Source organism: Paenibacillus sp. PvR133 (genome assembly GCF_017833155.1).
In the GTDB taxonomy this organism is placed as follows: domain Bacteria; phylum Bacillota; class Bacilli; order Paenibacillales; family Paenibacillaceae; genus Paenibacillus; species Paenibacillus polymyxa_B.
The window spans coordinates 1,031,648-1,043,798 of the sequence record NZ_JAFIBS010000001.1 but is presented as its reverse complement, the minus strand read 5'-3'; the positions used below and the strand labels follow the sequence as shown (position 1 = coordinate 1,043,798).

Here is a 12,151-nt window from a genome sequence, read left to right as displayed (position 1 = left end):
CATGAAGCTTTAGTCAAGGGCTATGTTAGTCCTTGTTGTCTTGTTCTATTTTACTCCTCTACATAACGGATATATGGGCGTTGAAGGTACCTTTGATCAGACACGAAATAATATGGTTTGCCTATAACCAGAGGAGGGATCACAGACTTTGAGGAAATATATAATTCTTTATATTCACTTCCGTTAGAAGCATCTCTCTGTATGACCAAGTAATCATCTGTAGTTTTAACTAATTTAGCGGTTTCTGCTGAGTGATGACCTGAATAATAATAAATCCAGCTGAAAATCAGTGAAAAAAATATAATTCTTAGAATAGTTGCAGCCGTTTTATTCTTTGTAATCAACATTCGCGCAAACCTCCCATAATCCATCCTTTCATTTGTAATAAAATATGTATGATTGGTTATTTAACCTGTTTATGTATATTGTAATGCGTATGATCCGATGATGAAAGTAACTTTCACACAAAAAGCCTATCTGCCGTTGTTCCGGCAGATAGGCTTTTATAACATAAACGTCCACTATACTTCGTGTTTATGCGCAGTCTGTGCCTCTACATTACAATTGCACCAACCACATACTCCCTATTGTCAATTATCTCTACGCTGACGTGCGCGGGCTTCGCCGCCTTTACGGCCAGCTTCTTCCCTACTCATTTTCCCGTCGCTATCACTCTGGTCTGAATTGCCACGGGCTTCACCGCCCTTGCGTCCGATTTCCTGGTAGAAGTCCTTGCCATGATTTTTGGAAGTGGCTTCGCCACCTTTTTCGCCAATCTCCTGATAAAATTCTTTGTCGTGATTTTTAGCAGTAGCTTCTCCACCTAAACGTCCTGCTTCTTCGCGACTCAGTTTGCCATTTTGGTTGTTGTTAGCCATGTTCAATCACTCCTCATCGAATTTTAGTAAAGCGTGTTCGTGTATCTATTAACCTTCATGTCAGGAATTAAACATGTCTACTTTTTTGTGGAATCTGGTAAATAACTGGATATATCCGCCTCGATCAGCGTTCCCATGCTTCTGTGTTCAATTGTTGCTGGCGGGTAAATAATGCCGGATAAATGAACAAGCTGAGCAGCACGCTGGTCAAAATAGCAGAGGTCATGGTAGTAAATACGATTAGCAATTGCAAACGCACGGCGGCAATCGGATTGGCACCTGCGATGATTTGTCCGGTCATCATGCCGGGAAGCTGGACAAGCCCCAGCGTTTTTTGCCCCTCGATGGTTGGAATCATACTGGAACGTATGCAATCCTTGAGTATAGGGAAGATGGCTTGTCTAGGCGTGCCGCCTAGCGCCAGAATGAGCATGATTTCAGGCTTGCGCAGCAGAACTTCCGACTTGAGCCGGGACACCAGCAGGCTGGACAAAATCATGGAGCTGCCAATGATCATGCCGCTAATCGGAATCATATATCGGGCTGTCGCCGGAATAATATGCAGGCCAATCAGGAACGCCTGCGTAACGATTTCCACACACAGCAGCGTCAGGAATGACTTCCACATGAGACCGGGGATAAATCGTCCTTTGCGCGCAACATTTTGTGAGGCTACGGTAATCATGAGCAGAATGAATAATACGATAAATCCGTAGCTCTGCATCCCAAAAATTAAATGTAATACATATCCAATCGCCAGCAGTTGAATCGACGCTCTGATTGTGGCGATGATAATGTCTCGGTCCAGACCGAGTTTGAAGGATTTGGACATGACGATGGCGATAAATACAAAACCGAGAGAGAGAATCAAGGCAACAATCGTCATACCCATTCTCCTGCTACAAACTTGCGGGTCTCACTATGCTGCGGAGCATTAAAAAACGTCTCCGTATCCGCTTGTTCTACCAGTCTTCCGTCGATCATCAGCCATGTCTCGTGGCCTACCCTGCGGGCTTGTTCCATATGATGCGTAATCCAGATCATCGTTGTTCCCTCTTCTTTGTTCATTTGCAGCAGCAGTTCCTCAACCTCTTTGACCGAGGCGGGGTCCAGTGCAGAAGTAATCTCATCCAGCAGTAAAATATCCGGGCGGTTCGCGAGCGTCCGTGCCAAGGCCAAGCGCTGTCTTTGTCCACCGGACAGTTCCTGCGCCTTTTGTTCCAACAGATCGTGGGTGAGTCCTACGCGTTCCAACAGGCCGGCAGGATCATCCAGCACTGTACCGTGCAGCCGTTCTACGGTTTGGAGATTGTACAGGACAGTTCCCTGAAGCATGGGGGCATCCTGAAAAACCAATGCTACTCTCCGTCTTAGTTCAGGGATCTCCCACTCCGATATCGGTTTGCCGAGGACACGGATGTCCCCTTCATCCGGTGTCATTAGGAGGTTGCACAGTGAAAGCAACGTGCTTTTACCAGACCCCGATGGACCGACCAACGTGGTGATTTTGCCGGGGGAAACTTTTGCCGTAATCCCGTTCAGAACAGCACGTTGCTGTCCAGACCCGGCGAAATATTTGATAATGTGATTGAATTCAATAGCTGGAAGTGGCTTGGATTCCATAGATATAGCTAGCTCCTTTGTAGGGGATCGAGAAAGGGATCAGATCCGTTCTATGATCTTATTTTTTTATTATATCAGTAATGACTGCTATGCTCTTCTATAAAGGTTCAATGCAGGCCGGCTGTTGTAAACGGCATCTTCTTTGTATAAACTAACAGGATTAGTTAAAATAGAATCTGGATCAATTCTGTATAGGTATAAGGAACCGGATTACATAGAAATTCGATGAAAGGAGACAGGATGATGTCGCCTAGAAACGGAGTAAAGTTGCAAGATATCCTGCGGGCTGCCGAGGACATTGCCAATGAACAAGGGATGGGGGATGTCACGCTCACCACGCTGGCTCAAAAACTCCACATTCGCCCTCCATCCTTGTATAACCACGTGAACGGATTGAACGGACTGCGCCAAGTACTGGCATTGCATAGCCTCGAACAGTTGGAGGAAGCTTTGATGAGCGCAGCGGTTGGTAGAGCGGGCGAAGATGCGCTGACCGCTATGGGGAAGGCGTATATGCGGTATGCTCGGGAGCGACCCGGTTTGTATGAAGCGATGCTGTATGCAACAGATCGAAATGATACCGAAATGAGGCAGGCTGCGGATCGCGTGGCCGAGCTGGTCATTACCGTCCTGTCCAGTGGTTATGGCTTCAAGGAAGAAGATTGCATTCATGCAGCGAGGGGATTCCGTAGTCTGCTTCATGGATTCGCCTCGCTTGAACAAAAGGGCGGCTTTGGTTTACCTGTGGAGGTGGACCGGAGTATTGAGGTGATGATGGCTACCTTTTTGGCAGGTCTGCGTGTGCGGCAAAAGCGAGATGTCGAGCTTACCAAAGAAGTCTGATTTCAACCTGATGCAGCTAACATGATTGCGTCGCAGACCCGAAGGGTAAAATACATCTGTATAATGTAGATGAGAGACTGCGAATACAGGAGGGGTATGAGTGAACGTACTGGTGATTGGCGCAAATGGAAAAGTAGGCAGACATCTTGTTCGCCTACTGGGGCAAAATAAATCGCATCGCGTAAAGGCGTTGATCCGCCATTCGGATCAGGCCGAAGCGCTTGAACGTTTGGGAGCAGAAACGGTGGTAGCTGACCTCGAAGGGACGGTTGGTGATATTGCCGCAGCTATAAAGGGCAGCGATGCTGTCGTATTCACAGCAGGCTCCGGTGGAAAAACAGGAGCGGATAAAACGCTGCTTATCGACCTGGATGGAGCGGTCAAGGCGATGGAAGCCGCCGAACAAGCGGGTATCCAGCGCTTCGTTATGGTCAGCGCCCTTCATGCGGAGAATCGGGAACAGTGGCCTGAATCCATTAAACCGTACTATGTGGCGAAGCATTACGCTGACCGCCTGTTGGAAGCGAGCAACCTGGACTACACGATTCTTCGTCCGGGTGGCCTGACGGATGATGTGGGCACCGGAAAAGTTGCTACCGGTGAGGAGCTCACCAGCCACACCATTTCTCGTGAAGATGTGGCGGCAACGGTGGTAGCAGCGCTGGAGGAACAGCAGACGTATCATCGTGCAATTAATTTGGTGTCTGGCAGTACGCCTATTGCTGAGGCAATCCGGCTATAATTACGGATGAAGTTGTTGCAGAGGACGCTTATAAATGACCATAAAGCGAGAAGACGGCCACAATGGTCATCTTCTCGCTATATGGTCATCTGGAATTACTCCGTTTGATAAAGAGGAAATAGCTAAGAAGGCTTCGTTATTAATAACAGGAGGAAAAGATTAATTCTTGTTTTGAGAGGCATCCCCGGGGGCAGAGTCCCGGGGATGCTTTTTGCTGTTTTCTCAGTACGACCGTCCCCGTAGCAGTTCCAAGCTCCAACTCCAGCTGAATAGCAGCAAAAGTATTTGCTTAAAACTAATTATATTATTTATAATACTAATATAATTAGTTTATATTTAAGTCAAGGAGATGAGATAAATGCGTATTGTTCAGGTGCAGCATGTGTATCAATTGACGTTTATGCCCCGGCTGTTCCCGGTGAACTGTTATTTGGTGGAGGAGAAAGAGGGGCTCACCTTGGTAGATGCCGGATTGCCATACAGTACCCGTGGTATAGCACAAGCTGCGGCGCGGATCGGGCAGCCGATTATTCGAATTGTACTTACCCATGCCCATGGGGATCATGTGGGTGCGTTGGATAAGCTCAAGGCAAGGTATCCTGACGCGCAAGTGTTCATTTCAAGGCGGGACGCACCGCTGCTACAGGGCAATGTATCGTTGGAGACAGGAGAACCGGATACTCCTATTCGAGGCGATGTACCGAAGTATATCCTTACCCAGCCTGACGTTTTACTGGAGGATGGGGATCATGTAGGTTCGCTGTTGGCGATCAGTGCACCGGGACATACGCCGGGCTCAATGGCATTCTTGGATACTCGCACCCGAGCGCTAATTGCAGGCGACGCCTTTCAGACCCGAGGTGGTATAGCGGTATCGGGAAGGCTTAAGCCGCTGTTTCCTTTTCCGGCACTGGCTACCTGGAACAAGGAAATTTCGCTGAAAAGCGCCAAAAAGCTGGCGAGTTTCGATCCATCTTTATTAGCTGACGGTCACGGTAACATGCTGAAGCATCCACAATCTCAGATGGAAAGGGCGATTATGGAGATGGAACGACAATCTTCAGTGTGATGATTCGGTATTCAGCCAACATTCAGCCAGAACTCACAAAGTCCTAAGCTAAGGCAGATACAATATGGGAAAATAGAAACAGAGAGAGGTGCATCGGATTTGAACGTTTGGAAAGCGAACGGTCTGAAATATATACTTCTATGTAGTCTCATATTGTGTGCTGTCGCTAGTGTCGTTTCGTTATGGAGTTATTCAGGTAGTTCTGCGTCCCAGTCTGCGGCTGTTAGACAGGGCCCATCCGGCGGGTTCGGAGGAGGAAGCGGACCTGGTGGAGGTATGGGAGGACCGGGGCAACCTACCAACTCCTCCACTGAGGGAACATCGACATCGGGTGACAAAGGTACAACGACCGGGAATGATACGTCTGTATCGGGCGGCAGTGGTGTTGCCAGAGACGGACAGCACAGAGGCCCCGGTGGCATGTCTGGTAACGGATCTGGCATGGGCGGTCCTGGCGGTGGTATGGGTGGTGGAAGAAGTGGGAACTCCTCATCTGCTTATGCTACTCCGCTGGCGATTTTCGCCGCTTTGTTCTTCGGTGCATTCGTGTTTATTGCGTACCGGTTTCGGGCTCGTGAATGGAAGCTCGGGGAACGTAATCGAGGACTGATGCTGTGGACTGTGCTGGGTGTGGGGTTCTTTTTAAGAATGGCGATCGCCCCTTGGATCTCGGGTCACATGGATTTAATGCTATTCCGGAACTGGGCTACGACAGCAGCGGATAGCTTATCGGGCTTTTACACGAACGGATCAAGCGATTATCCACCGTTCTATATTTATATTTTATATGTGATTGGTCAAATCGGCTCTACGGATGCTTTCAGTCCCTATATGTCCGTGCTGCTGCGGCTTCCCAATATATTAGCCGATATCGTGACAGCGTACATGCTGTACCGGTTGGCAAGCAAACGGGTCGGCTATGGAATAAGCCTTGGATTGGCTATATTCTACGTGTTTAACCCAGCTGTATTTATCAATTCGACCTTCTGGGGGCAGGTGGATTCTTTCTTTACTATGCTGATTGTGGGCATGATTGTGCTGCTTGTGGAAAACCGGGTCGGCTGGTCCGCCGTATTGTTTACGGTAGCCGTATTGATGAAGCCGCAGGGAATTATTTATGGGCCTGTTTTGTTCTTTGAGCTGCTGAGACAACGTAAAATACAGCCTTGGCTGTTGTCCATTGGCGGTGCTGTTGTGACGACCATTCTGGTCATATTACCATTTTCGTGGGGGCAGGAGCCGGTATGGCTACTTGACCTATACAAGGGAACGGTCGGCGAGTATCCGTATGCTTCGGTGAACGCATATAATTTCTTTGCACTGATCGGTGGCAATTATACGCAGGACACTACAACATTGTTCCTGTTCAGTTACCATACATGGGGTATGATCTGCATTGTGCTGGTGACTCTGTTTACGTGGTGGATGTATATCCGCAGTCGCAAACCACAGTTTGCAGCGGCAGCTGCACTGGTGCTCATTGCAGGTGTATTTACCTTCGCTTCCAGCATGCATGAACGGTACTTGTTCCCTGCGGCCGCGTTAGCTGTACTAGCGTATCTGTATTTACGAGACCGCAGATTTTTGTGGCTTGCGGGTGGATTTAGTCTTACGATTTTCCTAAACACCTTCGATATTTTCTATAGCTCCAACTCTCGGGATCAATACGGTATTATTTTGTGTGTGACATCATTGTTGAATGTGTTGTTGTTTGGGTATTTGGTCAAAGTAGTGTGGGATTGCTCCAAATCGACCACGATTGAGACTGCCCCTCCCAAGGACATGCTTCCATCGGAGTCACCTTCAGGGAAACTTATATGGGGTGCGTCTTCCCCAAGTGTGAACACAACAATTGATAGTTAGTGGAGTATAAAATACGGTAAAAACCGCCCTTTAACGAAATGGAAGTGGTTGATAGATCAACTACAATCCATAAGTTAAAGAAGCTGTTTTTTGTTGTCCTCATGTTAGAGTAACATTGTATCTATGTGTCTCAATCCATATATTCGTTCAGTTTCTGTACATCGCAGATGGTAATCTCTCTTGTACCCTTGCTATGAATAATCCCCAGCTGTTCAAATTTTCCGATTTTGCGACTGATGGTTTCGCGGGTGACACCCACATAATTAGCCATTTCCTCGCGTGAAAGGGGGAGGTTTATTTTAATGTAGGAACCATCCGGCTTGCCGTATTTATGTCCAAGCTCAAGAATCATATAGGCGATGCGGATTTCCGGGTCTTTGGTAGCTAGGCTTTGAGCCAGGTTTTCGGTATGTGCCAAGCGTTTAGTAATGGTTTTGAGCAGCTTCAAAGAGATATCGGGATTGTTGCGGATCAGCTGCTCCATATCATCCTTGGTGAGCATACAAATATCAGTATCTTTTAAGGCATACGCACTAAAGTTACTCAGCTCATCGCTGTTAAATATGTTCAACTCGCCAAAAAAATCGCCAGTTGTCAGAATGTGCAGAATTTGCTCCTTGCCCTGAGGCGTCATCTTCAGCAGCTTGACATGCCCGCTTTTAATAATGTACAGCGTATCGGAAGCCTGCTCCTCCACAATCAAGGCCTCGCCTTTCTGGTATTTTCGGTGTCGGATCATGGAGCTGACCTTACACAAATCTTCGCAGGACAAAGAGGAAAAGATAGGCACTTTGCGGGCACAGGGCTCCTTTTCGCACTGGCAGGGGCAGGACATCTCATTCACATTCATTCACTCCATTCATAAACCGGAAACTACAGGTTATAGCGCATGGTTGTTATTCTGTATCATCTATTGGGGCAAAATGACTTTGATCCTCACCACAGACTGGACAAACCCAGTCTTCTGGAAGATCCTCAAACGCTGTACCGGGCATAACGTCTTCATCGGGGTCACCGATAGCAGGATCATAAATGTATCCACAGGGCTGACATACATATTTTTTCATCTCTAGTTCTCCTTGTCATTCAAAATTTTTGTAAGCTCTGGTGCGTCCGGTTTGAGTCCCTGCATGATGGCTGTTTTGTATGGTAGTGAAGCAAGGGCATCTCCAAAGCCAATCACGCCGCAGATAGAGCCGTTTTGTATGAACATACGTGTATAAGAAGTTTGATTTTTAGTAATCAGGCTGGTGTCGCAGACTTGTTCATCTACTAGACCGATGGAAAAGAGAGGAGATTCATAGCAGTTCGAAAGGGTTACAGGGAGGGGACGCTGATAGCTGACGGATGCGCCCGCCATATTAGCGCCTGCTATTTTTCCCTGCTCCATTGCGCTTTCCCATAACCCATCTACTCTACTCTGAAATTCGGCTGCATCACCTGCTGCATAGATATTGGCGGAGCTGGTCTCCATCTGCGCATTCACCAGAATGCCTTGTCCAATATCAAGGCCGATTTGGCGAGCAAGCTCCGTATTCGGTACAATTCCGATAGAGTACACGACATGCTCGCAGGGGATAACAGAGCCGTCCTGTAGTTCCACACCTTCTACGTGATCTGTGCCTTTAATACGATTTACGCCTTGCCCAAGGTGGATCTGAGTACCCTGTTCGGTCATCCGATCGGTCAAAATAGCGGAGGCCTTTTCATCTAGCTGACGGGGGATAAGCCGATGCGAAGCTTCCAGTATGGTTACAGCATATCCTGCTTGCTGGAAGGACCATGCGGTTTCCACGCCTTGAATACCGCCCCCGATGATACATATCCGGTCTCCCTGTCGCAATTCCGCTTTAAGGCGATCCGCATCTTGTCGAAAACGAATATTGTGAACGTTCCTTAGAGAAGCCCCATCTAGCACAAGCTTACGGTTGTGAGCTCCTGTACACAGCAGTAGCTTGTCATAAGCAACGGTTTGTCCATCTATTGTTTTGATAGTACAATCCTCTGGATGTATCTCGGTTATCTTGATGCCGGAATACACATGAATTCGTTGATTGGCAAACCATTTTTCCTTTTTGATCAGAATTTTGTCGCTGTGCAAATCAGTGAATAGTCCCTTGGAAAGTTTGACTCTGTTATACGGAAAGGATGCTTCCTCCCCGTAAATAGAAATTTCGGCCAGCTCATCTTGATCTCTAATCGCTTTTGCCGCGTTGACGGCGGCAACACTGCCTCCGATAATAACGTAATGTTGGTTACCCATTCAGTATCTCTCCTATTCGCTATACGCTACTGTGTTTTAAATAACACTAAGCAGTAGATCTGAGACAAATTCAGCGGCATTTTTAATTTTCTTCACTTTTTCATCTTCTGTAGGAGAGAAACGAATACGCACCGGGAATTCCACATGGGTCATACCCGTTGATTTGATTACATCTGAAGTGCTTTGGACCTTCATATTAGTACCATTCAAGTAATCCTGTACAACTTCAATGGCTTCCCCGCTCCAGCCGTAGGAACCAAAGGCAGCAGCCAGCTTGCCTTCCAGATTCATCTTTTGCATTTGTTGCAATAGGTCTTCCAATTTGCCCGTCATGTCGGCATATTTGGTAGAGCTACCGACGAAAACAGCATCTGCTGAGGCAATACTCTTCAATATTTCCGTTTCATCCGCTTTATCCACGTCCCATAGCTCCACCTGGATTTGGTTCTCCAAAAAGCAGTCCTTCAGGATGTTTGCCATTTTTTTAGTGTTATTTTTGAGGGTGGCATAGACAATCGCTACTTTTTTATCCTCCTTGGTTTCGGTACTCATAGAGGCGTACAAATCAATAAACTTGGCAATATCATGTCGGATCGCGAAGCCGTGGGAAGGTGCAATCATCTCAATTTCCAGATCGGCAACAGCTTCGATTAATGTGCGCACATATCTGCGATGTGGATGAATAATAGCCTGATAGTATCCGATAAAGTCCTCGGTGATATCAAAACCAGCCTCATCAGCAAATAGATGCTCTACAGCCACGTGTGTACTGAAAATATCGCAAGGGAACAAGATTTTATCTTCTATACAATACGTAATCATGGTTTCTTCTGTATGCAGATAAGGAGTTTCTTTGAATAGCAGCGTTTTGCCTCCAATGTCCAGTTGATCCCCATCCTTGATTACGAGGAAGTTGCGATGCTGAAGCTTGTACATTTGTTGAATTTCCGGAACGGCAATCTCAGTGCAGACAATCGTAGCGTTCGTTGCCTTGGAAGCAAGTGCCGCCAATCCGCCCGAGTGATCTGGTTCCGTGTGATTGACGATGATATATTGAATATCCAATGGATCGATCAATTCGGTTACAGCTTCGGCAAATTCTCTACCGAACGCCATATCTACGGTATCCACAATGGTTGGTTTTCCAGTTTTCAATAGATATGCATTATAGGTTGTACCCTTTGATAGTAGAAGACGATGAAAGGGAACCTCACGATTATCAATTTTTCCTACCCAATAAATATCCTTTGCCAGCTTGAATCCAGGCTTCATATGGAATAACCTCCTGCTTGTTTTGTTTATCTAACACAATTTGATTCTAGTTGGATGTGTCGATGAAAAAGATGATTGAAATCAAATTTTTAAATATTTTAAAAGTATTTTTACTTAAATTTAGCTTTGTGATTGCAATCACAAGGCGAGCGAAATAATCCAATACAATAAAGGTATTAATCCATCTTAAGCAAATTTAATTTCAAACAGGAGCGTGAACTAATATGAAAAAATCAAACCTCATTCAATTTCAGGAATATAAAGAAGCTGCGTTTACAAAACGAATTGTGCATAAGGAAGCCGACAATGTAATTTTTATTCTCAACTTTACTCCTAATGCCGAGCTACCAACACATAATCACCCAGGAGCGAATGTATATTTGCTTGTTCTTGAAGGCAGCGGGACTGTAACTGTGAACGGCGAAGCAACGGAAGTTGTCCAAGGGGATATCATTCATGTTACGGGAGATGAGCACTTTTCCTATCGTGGTGGTGCAGAGGCGAATTCCAGTCTGCATGTAGTGTTGACCCAAACGCCAAGTGAAAGCTATGCGCAGAACATATAAAAGAGGACACAGCAGCAACATGCTCATATAAAAAAAAAGAAAATAGTTATTTTTTTTCACTCGTATTGATAATGAATATCATTATCAAATTTTAAGGAGAGGTGTTAATAGCCAATGCAGACAGTAGATTACAAACAGGTGCCAGGGCACTGGATATTAGCAAGTCTCGGTAAGCGCGTGCTTAGGCCCGGAGGGTTAAAAACAACACGTTGGATGATAGAGGGACTTGACGTAACCGGGCAGGATGAGGTTATTGAGTTTGCCCCCGGATTGGGTATAACTGCCCAAATCACACTGCGGCTTAATCCCCGTCGTTATATTGCGATTGAACAGAATGAGAAGGCGGCTTCTATCGTAAAAACGTATGCAAGCGGAGCAAACCGGGAAGTTATTATTGCCGATGCTGAACAGGTTCCGTTGCCGGATGCCTCTGCGACGGTGGTATATGGGGAAGCCATGCTGACGATGCACACAAGAGCCAAGAAAGCGCAGATTATTTCGGAAGCCAGGCGGCTTTTGAAAACGGGCGGGAAGTATGCTATTCATGAGATGTGCCTTGCTTCTAACCATATTGAGCCTGCGCTCAGAAAACAAATTTACAAGGATTTGGCTACAGCCATGAGAGTTAATGCGACACCGTTGACGGTGTCAGAGTGGGAACAGCTGCTGAAAGAGGAAGGCTTTAAGGTCGTTAAAATCTATACGGTTCCCATGCACTTATTGCATCTGCCACGTATCATTCAGGACGAGGGCTGGTTGAGATTTGGAAAAATCGCCTTTAACCTTATGCGTAACCATGCTGCCCGGACAAGGGTTATGGGTATGCGCAAGCAGTTTGTAAAGTACGCCGACCATCTGCAAGCGGTCAGTATCATCGCTGAGCGATAGCCTGAATTCACGAATAAGAGAATAATAAAAGCTTTTTACGCAATAGCAAAAAAGGAGACGAACCCACATTCAGGGATTCGTCTCCTTTTTGTATATTTGCTGCTTTGGCTTGGCTGCTGGAGTGCACATGCTTTGCACCCCTCT

General features: G+C 46.5%; 14 protein-coding genes. 6 read left to right on the top strand and 8 right to left on the bottom strand.

Annotation, left to right across the window (positions count from 1 at the left end):
- Positions 1-50 precede the first annotated feature (50 nt).
- The 4 genes from JOE49_RS04625 to JOE49_RS04610 form a co-directional block, all read right to left on the bottom strand.
- On the bottom strand, positions 51-347 hold the full coding sequence (locus JOE49_RS04625; RefSeq protein WP_209940643.1) for a hypothetical protein: 297 nt from the start codon (positions 345-347) through the stop codon (positions 51-53).
- Between the two features lie 243 nt (positions 348-590).
- Entirely contained in the window at positions 591-878 is a 288-nt protein-coding gene (locus JOE49_RS04620; RefSeq protein ID WP_209940642.1) for a KGG domain-containing protein, read from the bottom strand.
- A gap of 124 nt (positions 879-1,002) precedes the next feature.
- Positions 1,003-1,764: an ABC transporter permease gene (locus tag JOE49_RS04615; protein WP_023990927.1), complete on the bottom strand. Its 762-nt coding sequence runs from the start codon at positions 1,762-1,764 to the stop codon at positions 1,003-1,005.
- Positions 1,761-2,501, bottom strand: coding sequence for an ABC transporter ATP-binding protein (locus JOE49_RS04610; protein ID WP_209940641.1), 741 nt, complete (start codon positions 2,499-2,501; stop codon positions 1,761-1,763). The genes JOE49_RS04615 and JOE49_RS04610 overlap by 4 nt, the downstream gene beginning before the upstream one ends.
- Before the next feature lie 243 nt (positions 2,502-2,744).
- Between JOE49_RS04610 and JOE49_RS04605 the strand changes: the two genes are divergently transcribed.
- From JOE49_RS04605 to JOE49_RS04590, 4 genes are all read left to right on the top strand, one after another.
- A complete protein-coding gene (locus tag JOE49_RS04605; RefSeq protein ID WP_053326378.1) occupies positions 2,745-3,344 on the top strand; it encodes a TetR/AcrR family transcriptional regulator in 600 nt (199 codons plus the stop codon).
- Between the two features lie 100 nt (positions 3,345-3,444).
- Positions 3,445-4,086: an SDR family oxidoreductase gene (locus tag JOE49_RS04600; RefSeq protein ID WP_209940640.1), complete on the top strand. Its 642-nt coding sequence runs from the start codon at positions 3,445-3,447 to the stop codon at positions 4,084-4,086.
- 358 nt (positions 4,087-4,444) lie between these two features.
- Positions 4,445-5,155: an MBL fold metallo-hydrolase gene (locus tag JOE49_RS04595; RefSeq protein ID WP_209940639.1), complete on the top strand. Its 711-nt coding sequence runs from the start codon at positions 4,445-4,447 to the stop codon at positions 5,153-5,155.
- Between the two features lie 99 nt (positions 5,156-5,254).
- Positions 5,255-7,018 carry a glycosyltransferase 87 family protein gene (locus JOE49_RS04590; protein ID WP_209940638.1) on the top strand — a complete coding sequence of 588 codons (1,764 nt, stop codon included), beginning with the start codon at positions 5,255-5,257 and terminating at the stop codon, positions 7,016-7,018.
- 130 nt (positions 7,019-7,148) lie between these two features.
- Here JOE49_RS04590 and JOE49_RS04585 read toward each other — a convergent pair whose 3' ends face one another.
- From JOE49_RS04585 to JOE49_RS04570, 4 genes are all read right to left on the bottom strand, one after another.
- Positions 7,149-7,853 (bottom strand): Crp/Fnr family transcriptional regulator, encoded by a 705-nt coding sequence (locus JOE49_RS04585; RefSeq protein WP_209943541.1) that lies wholly within the window; start codon positions 7,851-7,853, stop codon positions 7,149-7,151.
- 61 nt (positions 7,854-7,914) lie between these two features.
- Positions 7,915-8,085: a rubredoxin gene (rd, locus tag JOE49_RS04580; RefSeq protein ID WP_007432984.1), complete on the bottom strand. Its 171-nt coding sequence runs from the start codon at positions 8,083-8,085 to the stop codon at positions 7,915-7,917.
- Positions 8,086-8,087: 2 nt separating this feature from the next.
- Positions 8,088-9,281, bottom strand: a complete 1,194-nt coding sequence (locus tag JOE49_RS04575) for an NAD(P)/FAD-dependent oxidoreductase (protein WP_160788444.1) — start codon at positions 9,279-9,281, stop codon at positions 8,088-8,090.
- A gap of 36 nt (positions 9,282-9,317) precedes the next feature.
- Complete coding sequence (locus JOE49_RS04570) at positions 9,318-10,553, bottom strand: FprA family A-type flavoprotein (protein ID WP_160788443.1); 1,236 nt, start codon at positions 10,551-10,553, stop codon at positions 9,318-9,320.
- Positions 10,554-10,777: 224 nt separating this feature from the next.
- On the opposite strand from JOE49_RS04570, the gene JOE49_RS04565 reads away from it, so the two are divergent.
- Positions 10,778-11,119, top strand: a complete 342-nt coding sequence (locus tag JOE49_RS04565) for a cupin domain-containing protein (RefSeq protein WP_025721355.1) — start codon at positions 10,778-10,780, stop codon at positions 11,117-11,119.
- Positions 11,120-11,233: 114 nt separating this feature from the next.
- Entirely contained in the window at positions 11,234-12,007 is a 774-nt protein-coding gene (locus JOE49_RS04560) for a class I SAM-dependent methyltransferase (protein WP_028540834.1), read from the top strand.
- Positions 12,008-12,151: the final 144 nt, after the last annotated feature.